Here is a 14075-nt window from a genome sequence, read left to right on the forward strand (position 1 = left end):
CGCGCTGCGCCCCCCCGGCGTTCGCGCGTCCCTCGGGTGTCCATGGCTGCCCCGGCGGCGCACCGGGCGCCCGGAACGCCGCCGGGGTGGCCGGAACCGTGAAGTTCCGGCCACCCCGGCGGCACGTTTCTGCTGAGGCGCGCGAGCGCTCAGCCCTCCTCGTGCGAGGCGACCGCGCGGCGCGCGTCGGCGTCCAGCACACCCCAGCTGATCAGCTGCTCGGTGAGGACCGAGGGCGACTGGTCGTAGATGACGGCAAGGGTGCGCAGGTCGTCCTGGCGGATGGAGAGCACCTTGCCGTTGTAGTCACCGCGCTGCGACTGGATCGTCGCCGCGTACCGCTGCAGGGGGCCCGCCTTCTCGGCCGGCACCGTGGCCAGCCGCTCCAGGTCCAGGACCAGCTTGGGCGGGGGCTCGGCGGCGCCGCCCGGGGTGGTGCCCGGGAGGAGCTCCTGCACGGGAACGCCGTAGAAGTCCGCCAGCTCGGCAAGGCGCTGCACGGTCACGGCGCGGTCGCCGCGCTCGTAGGACCCGACCACGACCGCCTTCCAGCGTCCCTGGGACTTCTCCTCGACACCGTGGAGGGAAAGGCCCTGCTGGGTGCGGATGGCCCGGAGCTTGGCCCCGAGCTGTTTGGCGTATTCGCTGGACATATGGCTCCCCGGACACTGTGTCGACGCGGCTGGAGCGATTCCACGCCGCGCGGCTGGTAACTCACTGTGAGGTTACGCAGCGTTACTCTGCCGCGTCAAGCCGAATGGTCCGCACCGACTCTTCCTCGCCGGGGCCGGCCGACTGCGCCGAGCGGGTGATTCCGTACCCCCGAGGGGGGTGATCCGGGGTGTCGCGGCGGCCTGCTACGGTGGATGGCGCAATCCCGACGTCCTTTAAGGTCCGTCCCGTGAGGCGGAGAAGGAGGTCCGTTTCGTATGGACACACAAGCGTCCGATGCGCGGCCCGTGCTCGAAGGCCCCGACATCGAGCGGGTGCTGACCCGCATCGCCCACGAGATCGTCGAACGCGCCAAGGGCGCCGACGACGTGGTGCTCCTCGGCATCCCGACCCGGGGCGTCTTCCTCGCGCAGCGGCTCGCCGCCAAGCTCGAAGAGATCACCGAGCGCAAGGTCCCGTGCGGCTCGCTGGACATCACCATGTACCGCGACGACCTGCGCATGCACCCGCCGCGTGCGCTGGCCCGCACCGAGATCCCCGGTGACGGCATCGACGGCAAGCTGGTCGTCCTCGTCGACGACGTGCTCTTCTCCGGCCGCACCATCCGCGCCGCCCTCGACGCCCTGAACGACATCGGGCGCCCCCGCGCGGTGCAGCTCGCGGTCCTCGTCGACCGGGGCCACCGCGAACTGCCGATCCGCGCCGACTACGTCGGCAAGAACCTCCCCACGTCGCTGCGGGAGACGGTCAAGGTCCAGCTCGCCGAGGAGGACGGTCGCGACACCGTGCTGCTCGGCGTGAAGCAGACCGCCCAGTAGCAACCGGAGGCGTACGGCTGCCGCCGTGCGCCGGATCGGCGCGCCCGGCGCGCACCCGGTTGCCCGAATTCTCCCGCTTGAACTGCCTTACGGAGCCTGACAGATGCAGCGCCATCTCATCTCGGCCGCCGACCTCTCCCGCGACGACGCCGTCCTGATCCTCGACACCGCCGAGGAGATGTCCCGGGTCGCCGACCGGCCGATCAAGAAGCTGCCGACCCTGCGCGGCCGCACCGTGGTGAACCTCTTCTTCGAGGACTCCACCCGCACCCGGATCTCCTTCGAGGCCGCCGAGAAGCGGCTGTCCGCGGACGTCATCAACTTCTCCGCCAAGGGCTCCTCGGTGTCCAAGGGCGAGTCCCTGAAGGACACCGCGCAGACCCTGGAGGCCATGGGCGTCGACGCGGTCGTCATCCGGCACGGCGCCTCCGGCGCCCCCTACCGGCTCGCCAACTCCGGCTGGATCGACGCGGCCGTGATCAACGCGGGCGACGGCACCCACCAGCACCCCACCCAGGCCCTGCTCGACGCGTTCACCATGCGCCGCCGCCTCGTCGGCCGGGACGCCGGACTCGGCCACGACCTGGCCGGCCGGCGCGTCACCCTCGTCGGCGACGTCCTGCACAGCCGGGTCGCCCGCTCCAACGTCGACCTGCTGCACACCCTCGGCGCCGAGGTCACCCTCGTGGCCCCGCCCACCCTGCTGCCGGTCGGCGTCGGGACCTGGCCCTGCGAGGTCTCCTACGACCTCGACAGCACCCTGCCCAAGTCCGACGCGGTGATGATGCTGCGGGTGCAGCGCGAGCGGATGAACGCCGCGTTCTTCCCGACCGAGCGCGAGTACTCCCGCCGCTACGGCCTGGACGGCGACCGGATGGCGCGGATGCCCGAGCACGCCATCGTGATGCACCCCGGCCCGATGGTCCGGGGCATGGAGATCACCGCCCAGGTCGCCGACTCCGACCGCTGCACCGCGATCGAGCAGGTCGCCAACGGGGTCTCCATCCGGATGGCCGTGCTGTACCTGCTGCTCGGCGGGAACGAGCCCGCCACCACCGCCACCACCGCCCGTACCGAGGAGAAGTAAGACAGATGAGCAAGATCCTGATCCGTGGTGCGAAGGTGCTCGGCGGCGAGCCGCAGGACGTGCTGGTCGAGGGTTCCCGGATCGCCGCCGTGGGCCGGGACCTGCCGGCCGAGGGTGCCGAGGTCGTCGAGGCCGGCGGCAAGGTGCTCCTGCCGGGCCTGGTCGACCTGCACACCCATCTGCGCGAGCCCGGCCGCGAGGACTCCGAGACGGTGCTGACCGGCACGCGCGCGGCCGCCTCCGGCGGCTACACCGCCGTGTTCGCCATGGCCAACACCTTCCCGGTCGCGGACACCGCCGGTGTGGTCGAGCAGGTCTACCGGCTCGGCCGGGAGCACGGCTACTGCGACGTGCAGCCGATCGGCGCCGTCACCGTCGGCCTGGAGGGCAGGAAGCTCGCCGAGCTGGGCGCCATGCACGAGTCCGCGGCCGGCGTCACCGTCTTCTCCGACGACGGCAAGTGCGTCGACGACGCCGTGATCATGCGCCGGGCGCTGGAGTACGTGAAGGCCTTCGACGGGGTCGTCGCCCAGCACGCGCAGGAGCCGCGGCTGACCGAGGGCGCCCAGATGAACGAAGGCGTCGTCTCCGCCGAGCTGGGCCTCGGCGGCTGGCCCGCGGTGGCCGAGGAGTCGATCATCGCCCGGGACGTGCTGCTCGCCGAGCACGTCGGCTCCCGCGTGCACATCTGCCACCTGTCGACCGCCGGCTCGGTGGAGATCGTGCGCTGGGCCAAGTCCCGCGGCATCCGGGTCACCGCCGAGGTCACCCCGCACCACCTGCTGCTCACCGACGAGCTGGTGCGCAGCTACAACCCGGTCTACAAGGTGAACCCGCCGCTGCGCACCGAGCGGGACGTGCGCGCGCTGCGCGAGGCGCTGGCCGACGGCACGATCGACATCGTCGCCACCGACCACGCCCCGCACCCCCACGAGGACAAGGACTGCGAGTGGGCCGCCGCCGCGATGGGGATGGTCGGCCTGGAGACCGCGCTGTCGGTGGTCCAGGAGACGATGGTCGACACCGGGCTGCTCGACTGGGCCGGCGTCGCGGACCGCATGTCCTTCGCGCCGGCCAGGATCGGGCAGGCCACGGGGCACGGACGCCCCGTCTCGGCAGGTGAGCCCGCCAACCTCACCCTCGTCGACACGGCATACCGTGGGGCAGTGGACCCCGCGGGCTTCGCCTCGCGCAGCCGCAACACCCCCTACGAGGGACGTGAGCTGCCGGGCCGTGTCACGCACACGTGGCTCCGGGGCAAGGCCACGCTCGTCGACGGGAAGCTCACGTGACACCTGTAATCCTGCTGGCCGCCGAGAAGGAATCGGCGGAAGTGACCGACTGGGCCGCCCGCGTCGGCTGGGTCGTCGGCCTCGCCCTGTTCGTCGCGCTCGTCTACTGGCTGATGCGCGAGGGCTGGAAGTGGCGCGGCACGCTCCAGGGCGACCTGCCCGAGCTGCCCACCGCGCCGAGCGAGCCGGGCCGGGTGAGACTGACCCTGACCGGCCGCTACCACGGCTCCACCACCGCCGGTCAGTGGCTGGACCGCATCGTGGCGCACGGCCTGGGCACCCGCAGCAGGGTCGAGCTCACCCTGACGGACGCGGGACTGGACGTCGTACGCCCCGGCGCGACCGACTTCTTCGTCCCCGCGGCGGCCCTGCGCGAGGCCCGGCTCGACAAGGGCATCGCGGGCAAGGTCCTCACCGAGGGCGGACTGCTGATCGTCACCTGGCAGCACGGCGACCGGCTGATCGACTCCGGGTTCCGCTCCGACCGCGCGGCCGAGCACAACGAGTGGGCCGACGCAATCAACTCCATGATCACCACCAGCACCACGGAAGGCGCCGAACGATGACGACCTCCACAGGGGGAACCACGAAGGTCCCCGCCGTACTCGTCCTGGAGGACGGCCGGATCTTCCGCGGCCGTGCCTACGGGGCCGTGGGGGAGACCTTCGGCGAGGCCGTGTTCTCCACCGGCATGACCGGCTACCAGGAGACCCTCACCGACCCGTCCTACCACCGCCAGGTGGTCGTGATGACCGCCCCGCACGTCGGCAACACCGGCGTCAACGACGAGGACATGGAGTCCAGGAAGATCTGGGTCTCCGGCTACGTCGTGCGCGACCCCGCGCGCGTGCCGTCCAGCTGGCGCTCCCGGCGCACGCTGGACGAGGAGCTGGCCGCCCAGGGCGTCGTCGGCATCAGCGGCATCGACACCCGCGCGCTCACCCGCCACCTGCGCGAGCGCGGCGCCATGCGCGTCGGCATCTTCAGCGGCGCCGCCGTCCGGGACGACGCCGCGCTGCTGGCCCGCGTCCAGCAGGCCCCGCAGATGAAGGGCGCGAACCTGTCGGCGGAGGTCGCCACCGCCGAGCCGTATGTCGTCCCGGCGATCGGCGAGAAGAAGTTCACCGTCGCGGCGGTCGATCTCGGTATCAAGGGGATGACCCCGCACCGGATGGCCGAGCGCGGTATCGAGGTGCACGTGCTGCCCGCGACGGCGAGCGTCGAGGACGTGTACGCCGTCGATCCCGACGGCGTGTTCTTCTCCAACGGCCCGGGTGACCCGGCCACGGCCGACCACCCGGTCTCGGTCGTGCAGGCGGTTCTGGAGCGTGGCACGCCGCTGTTCGGCATCTGTTTCGGCAACCAGATCCTGGGCCGCGCCCTCGGCTTCGGCACCTACAAGCTGAAGTACGGTCACCGGGGTATCAATCAGCCGGTGCAGGACCGTACGACCGGCAAGGTCGAGGTCACCGCGCACAACCACGGTTTCGCCGTCGACGCCCCGCTCGAGGAGGTCTCCGACACTCCCTACGGCCGCGCCGAGGTGTCCCACGTCTGTCTCAACGACAACGTGGTGGAGGGGCTCCAGCTCCTGGACAAGCCGGCTTTCAGCGTTCAGTACCACCCCGAAGCGGCAGCGGGCCCGCACGACGCCGCCTACCTGTTCGACCGCTTCGTGAAGCTCATGGAGGGCCAGCGTGCCTAAGCGCACCGATATCCAGTCCGTCCTGGTCATCGGCTCCGGCCCGATCGTCATCGGCCAGGCCGCCGAGTTCGACTACTCCGGCACCCAGGCGTGCCGCGTGCTCAAGGCCGAGGGCCTGCGCGTCATCCTGGTCAACTCCAACCCGGCGACGATCATGACCGATCCGGAGATCGCCGACGCCACCTACGTCGAGCCGATCACCCCGGAGTTCGTCGAGAAGATCATCGCCAAGGAGCAGCCCGACGCGCTGCTGCCCACCCTGGGCGGCCAGACGGCCCTGAACACGGCGATCTCGCTGCACGAGGCGGGCACGCTGGAGAAGTACGGCGTCGAGCTCATCGGCGCCAATGTCGAGGCCATCCACAAGGGCGAGGACCGCGACCTGTTCAAGGCCGTCGTGGAGGAGGTCCGCAAGAAGATCGGGCACGGCGAGTCCGCCCGCTCGGTGATCTGCCACTCCATGGACGACGTCCTCGCCGGTGTGGAGACGCTCGGCGGTTACCCGGTCGTCGTCCGCCCGTCCTTCACCATGGGCGGCGCCGGCTCCGGCTTCGCGCACGACGAGGAGGAATTGCGCCGCATCGCCGGGCAGGGCCTGACGCTGTCGCCGACCACTGAGGTGCTCCTGGAGGAGTCCATCCTCGGCTGGAAGGAGTACGAGCTGGAGCTGATGCGCGACAAGCACGACAACGTCGTGGTCGTCTGCTCCATCGAGAACTTCGACCCGATGGGCGTGCACACCGGCGACTCGATCACCGTCGCGCCGGCGATGACGCTGACCGACCGCGAGTACCAGGTGCTGCGCGACGTCGGCATCGCGATCATCCGCGAGGTCGGCGTCGACACCGGTGGCTGCAACATCCAGTTCGCGGTGAATCCCGAGGACGGCCGGGTGATCGTCATCGAGATGAACCCGCGCGTGTCGCGTTCCTCGGCTCTCGCCTCCAAGGCGACCGGCTTCCCGATCGCGAAGATCGCCGCGAAGCTCGCCGTCGGCTACACCCTCGACGAGATCCCGAACGACATCACGCAGGAGACCCCGGCCTCCTTCGAGCCCACGCTCGACTACGTGGTCGTGAAGGCCCCCCGGTTCGCTTTCGAGAAGTTCCCGCAGGCGGACTCCACGCTGACCACCACCATGAAGTCGGTCGGCGAGGCCATGGCCATCGGCCGCAACTTCACCGAGGCGTTCCAGAAGGCGCTGCGCTCGCTGGAGAAGAAGGGCAGCCAGTTCACCTTCGTGGGCGAGCCCGGCGACAAGTCCGCGCTGCTGGAGCAGTCCGTCCGCCCGACCGACGGCCGGATCAACACCGTCATGCAGGCGATCCGCGCGGGCGCCACGCCCGAGGAGGTCTTCGCGTACACGAAGATCGACCCCTGGTTCGTGGACCAGCTCTTCCTGCTCAAGGAGATCGCCGACGAGCTGGCCCAGGCGCCCGAGCTGACCGCCGGCCTGCTGGCCGAGGCCAAGCGGCACGGCTTCTCCGACCAGCAGATCGGCGAGATCCGCGGCCTGCGCGAGGACGTCGTGCGTGAGGTGCGGCACGCGCTGGGCATCCGCCCGGTCTACAAGACGGTCGACACCTGCGCCGCCGAGTTCGCCGCGAAGACGCCGTACTTCTACTCCTCCTACGACGAGGAGACCGAGGTCGCGCCGCGTGAGAGGCCCGCGGTGATCATCCTGGGTTCCGGCCCCAACCGTATCGGCCAGGGCATCGAGTTCGACTACTCCTGCGTGCACGCCTCCTTCGCGCTGAGCGAGGCCGGGTTCGAGACCGTGATGGTCAACTGCAACCCGGAGACCGTCTCCACCGACTACGACACCTCCGACCGGCTGTACTTCGAGCCGCTCACGCTGGAGGACGTGCTGGAGATCGTCCACGCCGAGCAGCAGGCCGGCCCGATCGCGGGCGTGGTCGTGCAGCTGGGCGGCCAGACCCCGCTGGGCCTGGCGCAGGCGCTGAAGGACAACGGCGTGCCGATCGTGGGCACGCCCCCGGAGGCGATCCACGCCGCCGAGGACCGCGGCGCCTTCGGCCAGGTCCTGGCCGAGGCCGGGCTGCCGGCCCCCAAGCACGGCACGGCCACCACCTTCACCGAGGCCAAGGCCATCGCCGACGAGATCGGCTACCCGGTCCTGGTCCGGCCGTCGTACGTGCTGGGCGGCCGCGGCATGGAGATCGTCTACGACGAGACCCGGCTGTCGTCCTACATCGCCGAGTCCACCGAGATCAGCCCCTCCCGCCCGGTACTGGTCGACCGGTTCCTGGACGACGCGATCGAGATCGACGTCGACGCGCTGTACGACGGCGAGGAGCTCTACCTCGGCGGCGTGATGGAGCACATCGAGGAGGCCGGCATCCACTCCGGCGACTCGGCGTGCGCCCTGCCCCCGATCACCCTCGGCGGCTTCGACATCAAGCGCCTGCGCGCCTCCACGGAGGCGATCGCCAAGGGTGTCGGCGTGCGCGGCCTGATCAACATCCAGTTCGCCATGGCCGGCGACATCCTGTACGTCCTGGAGGCCAACCCGCGCGCGTCGCGCACGGTCCCCTTCACCTCGAAGGCGACCGCGGTGCCGCTGGCCAAGGCCGCCGCCCGGATCTCGCTCGGCGCGACCATCGCCGAGCTGCGCGCGCAGGGCCTGCTGCCCGCGCACGGTGACGGCGGTGAGCTGCCGCTGGACGCGCCGATCTCCGTGAAGGAGGCCGTGATGCCCTGGAGCCGCTTCCGGGACACCTCCGGACGCGGCGTCGACACCGTCCTCGGCCCGGAGATGCGCTCCACCGGCGAGGTCATGGGCATCGACTCCGCCTTCGGCACGGCCTACGCCAAGTCGCAGGCCGGCGCCTACGGCCCGCTGCCCACCAAGGGCCGCGCCTTCATCTCGGTCGCCAACCGCGACAAGCGCTCGATGATCTTCCCGGCCCGTGAGCTGGTCGCGCACGGCTTCGAGCTGCTCGCCACGTCCGGCACGGCCGAGGTGCTCAAGCGCAACGGCATCCACGCCACCGTCGTGCGCAAGCAGTCCGAGGGCACCGGCCCGAACGGCGAGAAGACCATCGTCCAGCTCATCCACGACGGCGAGGTCGACCTCATCGTCAACACCCCGTACGGCACCGGCGGCCGCCTCGACGGCTACGACATCCGTACGGCGGCCGTGGCCCGGTCCGTGCCCTGCCTGACCACGGTCCAGGCGCTGGCCGCCGCCGTCCAGGGCATCGACGCGCTCAACCACGGAGGCGTGGGCGTCCGATCGCTCCAGGAACACGCGGAACTCCTGACCGCGGCCCGCGACTAGCACCCAGCAGGGGGACACCGAAAACGGTGTCCCCCTCTTCGTGAGGACACATGTACACGTTCTTCTTCCGTCTCGTCTTCCGGCGCATGGACGCGGAGCGGGCGCACCACCTGGCCTTCCGCTGGATCCGCGTGGCCGCCCGCGTCCCCGTGCTGCGCACCTTCCTCGCGGCCGTGCTGGCCCCCCGTCACAAGGAGCTGCGCACCGAGGCCCTCGGCCTGCGCATGCACGGCCCGTTCGGGCTCGCCGCCGGCTTCGACAAGAACGCCGTCGCCATCGACGGCCTGTCGATGCTCGGCTTCGACCATGTGGAGATCGGCACCGTGACGGGGGAGCCGCAGCCCGGCAACCCGAGGAAGCGGCTGTTCCGGCTGGTCGCGGACCGCGCGCTGATCAACCGCATGGGCTTCAACAACGACGGCTCGCTGGTCGTCGCCGCCCGCCTGGCCACCCGCGAGCCGGTCTTCCGGACCGTGGTGGGCGTCAACATCGGCAAGACCAAGGCGGTCCCCGAGGCCGAGGCCGTCGCCGACTACGTGAAGTCGGCCGAGCGGCTGGCGCCGTACGCCGACTACCTGGTGGTGAACGTCTCCTCGCCCAACACCCCCGGGCTGCGCGACCTCCAGGCGGCCGACCAGCTGCGCCCCCTGCTGACCGCCGTCCGCGAGGCGGCCGACCGGACCGCCGCCGCCCGGCGGGTCCCGCTGCTGGTGAAGATCGCCCCCGACCTGGCCGACGAGGACGTCGACGCGGTCGCCGACCTCGCCGTCGAGCTGGGACTGGACGGGATCATCGCCACCAACACCACCATCGCGCGCGCCGGACTCGGTCTGACGTCCGCGCCCGCGCTGGTCAAGGAGATGGGCGGCCTGTCCGGCGCCCCGCTCAAGGCCCGCTCCCTGGAGGTGCTGCGCCGGCTGTACGCGCGCGTGGGCGACCGGATCACCCTGGTGGGCGTCGGCGGCATCGAGGACGCCGAGGACGCCTGGCAGCGCATCCTGGCCGGCGCCACCCTGGTGCAGGGCTACAGCGCCTTCGTCTACCGGGGCCCGTTCTGGTCCCGCGCGATCCACAAGGGCCTCGCCGCGCGCCTGCGCACGAGCCCGTACGCCACGCTCGCCGACGCCGTCGGCGCCGACGTGAGGAAGGCCGCGTGAGCTGGGAGCCCTTCGGCGCACGGCTGCGCCGCGCCATGGACGAGCGCGGCCCGCTCTGCGTCGGCATCGACCCGCACGCCGCCCTGCTCGCCGACTGGGGGCTCGGCGACGACGTGGCCGGCCTGGAGCGGTTCAGCCGCACGGTCGTCGAGGCGACGGCCGACCGGGTCGCGGTCCTCAAGCCGCAGAGCGCGTTCTTCGAGCGCTTCGGCTCGCGCGGCGTGGCCGTGCTGGAGAAGTCCGTCGAGGAGGCGCGGGCGGCCGGCGCCCTGGTCGTCATGGACGCCAAGCGCGGTGACATCGGCTCCACCATGGCCGCGTACGCCGAGTCCTTCCTGCACCGGGACGCCCCGCTGTTCTCCGACGCGCTGACCGTGTCGCCGTACCTCGGCTACGGCTCGCTGAAGCCCGCCGTGGAGCTGGCCCGGGAGAACGGCGCCGGTCTGTTCGTGCTGGCGCTGACCTCGAACCCCGAGGGCGCGGAGGTCCAGCGCGCCGTGCGCGGCGACGGCCGTACCGTCGGCGCGACCATGCTGGCCCACCTCGCGGCCGAGAACGCCGGCCAGGAGCCGATGGGCTCCTTCGGCGCGGTGGTCGGCGCCACGCTCGGCGACCTGTCCTCGTTCGACCTCGCCGTCAACGGTCCCCTGCTCGCCCCCGGGATCGGCGCGCAGGGCGCCACCGCGGCCGACCTCCCGGCCGTCTTCGGGGCCGCCGTGCGCAACGTCGTGCCGAACGTCAGCCGTGGTGTGCTGCGGCACGGCCCGGACGTGGCCTCCTTGCGGGCCGCCGCGGAGCGTTTCGCGGAGGAGATCCGGGCCGCGGTGGCGCCGGCCTGAGGCCCCGACCAGGAGTTCGGTGCCGGCTTGAGGCTGGATACATCCTCACATCAAGGGCAATATGTCTGGAATATCCTGTCCTGACAGAGGCTGACCAGGACTTTTCCGCTGTTCTCGCTGACTCTGGCGGACTTGACCGCTAGTCTCCGACGTGTGGGGGTGCCTCCCACGCCCTCAAGGCAGTGGGGGAGAGCGGGCGAGTGTGTTGCTCGCGGCTCCCCAGGTGTGGGGCGACTAGGTTCCTCACCGGTCCGTATCCGACAGTTCGACATCCGAGGTGACGTAGGCGTGGCTCTTCCGCCCCTTACCCCCGAACAGCGCGCAGCCGCGCTCGAAAAGGCCGCCGCGGCTCGCCGGGAGCGGGCCGAGGTCAAGAATCGACTCAAGCACTCCGGCGCCTCCCTTCACGAGGTCATCAAGCAGGGCCAGGAGAACGACGTCATCGGCAAGATGAAGGTCTCCGCCCTCCTTGAGTCCCTGCCGGGCGTGGGCAAGGTCCGCGCCAAGCAGATCATGGAGCGACTCGGCATCTCCGAGAGCCGCCGCGTGCGTGGCCTCGGTTCCAACCAGATCGCCTCCCTCGAGCGCGAGTTCGGCGGCGCCGGCTCCTGACATCCGGGAGGGCTCCTGGGACTGGTCCCGGGCACTCCGGGACAGCTGGAATAATCGCTGCATGAGTGAACGTCCGCGGCTGACCGTGCTCTCCGGACCCTCCGGGGTCGGCAAGAGCACGGTCGTCGCCCATATGCGCAAGGAGCACCCCGAGGTCTGGCTCTCGGTGTCGGCGACGACCCGTCGGCCGCGCCCCGGCGAGCAGCACGGGGTCCACTACTTCTTCGTCACCGACGAGGAGATGGACAAGCTGATCGCCAACGGCGAGCTGCTGGAGTGGGCCGAGTTCGCCGGCAACCGCTACGGCACGCCGCGTGCGGCCGTGCTGGAGCGGCTGGAGAAGGGTGAGCCCGTCCTGCTGGAGATCGACCTCCAGGGTGCCCGGCAGGTGCGGGAGTCGATGTCCGAGGCCCAGCTGGTGTTCCTCGCTCCGCCCTCCTGGGAGGAGCTGGTGCGCAGGCTCACCGGCCGGGGCACCGAGCCGCCCGAGGTGATCGACCGCCGGCTCGCCGCTGCGAAGGTCGAACTGGCGGCGGAGCCGGAGTTCGACGAGACCCTGGTCAACACCTCCGTCAAGGACGTGGCGCGTGAGCTGCTAGCCTTGATGGAGGTTGTGTGATCGAGGCTGGTCGTCCCGCGAGGCCGGGCAGCCCGGTCGTCCCGACTGATTCTTTCCCATCCATCGGAAGGTAGAGCGTGTCCTCTTCCATCTCCGCGCCCGAGGGCATCATCAACCCGCCGATCGACGAGCTCCTCGAGGCCACCGACTCGAAGTACAGCCTCGTGATCTACGCGGCCAAGCGGGCCCGCCAGATCAACGCGTACTACTCGCAGCTCGGCGAGGGCCTCCTCGAGTACGTCGGTCCGCTCGTCGACACCCACGTGCACGAGAAGCCGCTCTCGATCTCCCTGCGCGAGATCAACGCGGGGCTGCTGACCTCCGAGGCCGTCGAGGGTCCCGGTCAGTAAGTCATATCGTCGGCTCACCGCTGACTTCTCCACAGGCCCGGCAGCACGTCTGCCGGGCCTGTGGTGTCTCATGGGGGTGGTTGCACGTTTCCGAGGTTCGGGGAGAGACGACGGTGGACAAGCCGAGGGTCGTTCTGGGGGTCAGCGGCGGCATCGCCGCGTACAAGGCCTGTGAGCTGCTGAGGAGGTTCACGGAGTCCGGCCACGACGTACGGGTCGTGCCCACCGCCTCCGCGCTGCACTTCGTCGGCGCGGCGACCTGGTCCGCGCTCTCCGGGAACCCGGTCTCGACCGAGGTGTGGGACGCCGTCCACGAGGTGCCCCACGTCCGCATCGGCCAGCGGGCCGACCTGGTCGTCGTCGCCCCGGCCACCGCCGACACGCTCGCCAGGGCCGCCCACGGCCTCGCCGACGACCTGCTCACCAACACCCTGCTCACCGCCCGCTGCCCGGTCGTCTTCGCCCCCGCCATGCACACCGAGATGTGGGAGCACCCGGCCACCCAGGACAACGTGGCGACACTGCGCCGCCGGGGCGCGGTCGTGATCGAGCCCGCCGTCGGCCGTCTCACCGGCGCCGACACCGGCAAGGGCCGGCTGCCCGACCCCGCCGAGATCTTCGAGGTCTGCCGCCGGGTGCTGGCCCGCGGTGCCGTCGAGCCGGACCTCGCGGGCCGCCACGTGGTGGTCAGCGCCGGCGGCACCCGCGAGCCGCTCGACCCGGTCCGCTTCCTCGGCAACCGCTCCTCCGGCAAGCAGGGCTACGCGCTCGCGCGCACCGCCGCCGCGCGCGGCGCACGCGTCACCCTGGTCGCCGCGAACACCACCGGGCTGCCCGACCCGGCGGGCGTGGACGTCGTCCAGGCCGGAACGGCCGGGCAGCTGCGCGAGGCGGTGCTGAAGGCGGCCGCGGACGCCGACGCGGTCGTGATGGCCGCGGCCGTCGCCGACTTCCGCCCGGCGGCGTACGCGGCCGGGAAGATCAAGAAGCGGGACGGCCAGGAGCCCGAGCCCCTCGTGCTCGTCCGCAATCCGGACATCCTCGCGGAGATCTCCGCGGACCGCGCCCGCCCGGGACAGGTGATCGTCGGCTTCGCCGCCGAGACGGACGACGTCCTCGCCAACGGCCGCCGGAAGCTGGAGCGCAAGGGCTGCGATCTGCTCGTGGTGAACGAGGTCGGCGAGCGCAAGACCTTCGGCTCAGAGCAGAACGAAGCGGTGGTGCTGGGCGCCGACGGCAGTGAGACCCCCGTGCCCTACGGACCCAAAGAAGCGCTGGCCGACACGGTCTGGGACCTCGTGGCGCAGCGCCTGGCCTGAGCGGCGCACGGGCCGCGCGCGCTCCCGGACCCGCACATCCGGGTGTGGCGCCCCTGGCCAACGTCGCCGCGCATTGGGCAGAATGCCCGTGCCGCAGGCCACCAGGGCTCCCGAGAGGCGAGACGGTGACCCCGTGGCGCAGAGCGACCGATAAACTGTCGTCGGACGTCGTCGGGCGCAGCCCCCGTGCCGTCCACCCATGATCAGCCAGCAGCCGCTGCAACCCCAGGGAGCGTTGTGTCCCGTCGCCTGTTCACCTCGGAGTCCGTGACCGAGGGTCACCCCGACAAGATCGCTGATCAGA

At 71.2% G+C, this 14075-nt stretch carries 14 protein-coding genes; 13 read left to right on the forward strand and 1 reads right to left on the reverse strand.

Translation table 11 applies throughout. The features are described 5' to 3' along the window. Positions 1 to 149: 149 nt before the first annotated feature. Positions 150 to 653, reverse strand: a complete 504-nt coding sequence (gene bldD / locus ACFF45_RS33840; RefSeq protein WP_030166512.1) for a transcriptional regulator BldD — start codon at positions 651 to 653, stop codon at positions 150 to 152. A gap of 276 nt (positions 654 to 929) precedes the next feature. Here bldD and pyrR point away from each other — a divergent pair, with 276 nt between their 5' ends. From pyrR to ACFF45_RS33905, 13 genes are all read left to right on the forward strand, one after another. Continuing rightward, entirely contained in the window at positions 930 to 1490 is a 561-nt protein-coding gene (gene pyrR / locus ACFF45_RS33845; RefSeq protein WP_381350801.1) for a bifunctional pyr operon transcriptional regulator/uracil phosphoribosyltransferase PyrR, read from the forward strand. Between the two features lie 103 nt (positions 1491 to 1593). Then, the gene (locus ACFF45_RS33850) at positions 1594 to 2577 is read left to right on the forward strand and encodes an aspartate carbamoyltransferase catalytic subunit (protein ID WP_381350802.1); all 984 of its coding nucleotides are present in this window, start codon (positions 1594 to 1596) and stop codon (positions 2575 to 2577) included. A 5-nt stretch (positions 2578 to 2582) separates the two neighbouring features. Continuing rightward, positions 2583 to 3869, forward strand: coding sequence for a dihydroorotase (locus ACFF45_RS33855; protein WP_381350803.1), 1287 nt, complete (start codon positions 2583 to 2585; stop codon positions 3867 to 3869). After that, entirely contained in the window at positions 3866 to 4435 is a 570-nt protein-coding gene (locus ACFF45_RS33860; protein WP_381350804.1) for a PH-like domain-containing protein, read from the forward strand. The genes ACFF45_RS33855 and ACFF45_RS33860 overlap by 4 nt, the downstream gene beginning before the upstream one ends. Then, a complete protein-coding gene (carA, locus tag ACFF45_RS33865; RefSeq protein ID WP_381350805.1) occupies positions 4432 to 5574 on the forward strand; it encodes a glutamine-hydrolyzing carbamoyl-phosphate synthase small subunit in 1143 nt (380 codons plus the stop codon). Before ACFF45_RS33860 ends, carA begins: the two co-directional genes overlap by 4 nt. After that, positions 5567 to 8875 carry a carbamoyl-phosphate synthase large subunit gene (gene carB, locus ACFF45_RS33870; RefSeq protein WP_381350806.1) on the forward strand — a complete coding sequence of 1103 codons (3309 nt, stop codon included), beginning with the start codon at positions 5567 to 5569 and terminating at the stop codon, positions 8873 to 8875. The genes carA and carB overlap by 8 nt, the downstream gene beginning before the upstream one ends. A 50-nt stretch (positions 8876 to 8925) precedes the next feature. Further along, positions 8926 to 10032 (forward strand): quinone-dependent dihydroorotate dehydrogenase, encoded by a 1107-nt coding sequence (locus tag ACFF45_RS33875; protein ID WP_381350807.1) that lies wholly within the window; start codon positions 8926 to 8928, stop codon positions 10030 to 10032. Beyond that, positions 10029 to 10871, forward strand: a complete 843-nt coding sequence (gene pyrF, locus ACFF45_RS33880) for an orotidine-5'-phosphate decarboxylase (RefSeq protein WP_381350809.1) — start codon at positions 10029 to 10031, stop codon at positions 10869 to 10871. The genes ACFF45_RS33875 and pyrF overlap by 4 nt, the downstream gene beginning before the upstream one ends. A 288-nt stretch (positions 10872 to 11159) precedes the next feature. Continuing rightward, complete coding sequence (locus tag ACFF45_RS33885; RefSeq protein ID WP_189901270.1) at positions 11160 to 11483, forward strand: integration host factor; 324 nt, start codon at positions 11160 to 11162, stop codon at positions 11481 to 11483. Positions 11484 to 11544: 61 nt separating this feature from the next. Beyond that, positions 11545 to 12102, forward strand: a complete 558-nt coding sequence (gene gmk / locus ACFF45_RS33890) for a guanylate kinase (protein ID WP_381350810.1) — start codon at positions 11545 to 11547, stop codon at positions 12100 to 12102. 77 nt (positions 12103 to 12179) lie between these two features. Further along, complete coding sequence (gene rpoZ / locus ACFF45_RS33895) at positions 12180 to 12452, forward strand: DNA-directed RNA polymerase subunit omega (RefSeq protein ID WP_381350811.1); 273 nt, start codon at positions 12180 to 12182, stop codon at positions 12450 to 12452. 113 nt (positions 12453 to 12565) lie between these two features. After that, on the forward strand, positions 12566 to 13771 hold the full coding sequence (gene coaBC, locus ACFF45_RS33900; RefSeq protein ID WP_381350812.1) for a bifunctional phosphopantothenoylcysteine decarboxylase/phosphopantothenate--cysteine ligase CoaBC: 1206 nt from the start codon (positions 12566 to 12568) through the stop codon (positions 13769 to 13771). 237 nt (positions 13772 to 14008) lie between these two features. Next, positions 14009 to 14075 (forward strand): S-adenosylmethionine synthetase N-terminal domain-containing protein (locus tag ACFF45_RS33905; protein ID WP_306434313.1); only part of this gene is annotated, 67 nt, incomplete at its 3' end.

The organism is Streptomyces cinereospinus (genome assembly GCF_042430725.1).
Classification (GTDB): Bacteria; Actinomycetota; Actinomycetes; order Streptomycetales; family Streptomycetaceae; genus Streptomyces; species Streptomyces cinereospinus.

What these genes read in the sequence shown, in the direction of transcription:
- bldD (WP_030166512.1), bottom strand. Translation starts at nt 653, where the DNA reads ATGTCCAGCGAATACGCCAAACAGCTCGGGGCCAAGCTCCGGGCCATC.
- pyrR (WP_381350801.1), top strand. Translation starts at nt 930, where the DNA reads ATGGACACACAAGCGTCCGATGCGCGGCCCGTGCTCGAAGGCCCCGAC.
- ACFF45_RS33850 (WP_381350802.1), top strand. Translation starts at nt 1,594, where the DNA reads ATGCAGCGCCATCTCATCTCGGCCGCCGACCTCTCCCGCGACGACGCC.
- ACFF45_RS33855 (WP_381350803.1), top strand. Translation starts at nt 2,583, where the DNA reads ATGAGCAAGATCCTGATCCGTGGTGCGAAGGTGCTCGGCGGCGAGCCG.
- carA (WP_381350805.1), top strand. Translation starts at nt 4,432, where the DNA reads ATGACGACCTCCACAGGGGGAACCACGAAGGTCCCCGCCGTACTCGTC.
- ACFF45_RS33875 (WP_381350807.1), top strand. Translation starts at nt 8,926, where the DNA reads ATGTACACGTTCTTCTTCCGTCTCGTCTTCCGGCGCATGGACGCGGAG.
- gmk (WP_381350810.1), top strand. Translation starts at nt 11,545, where the DNA reads ATGAGTGAACGTCCGCGGCTGACCGTGCTCTCCGGACCCTCCGGGGTC.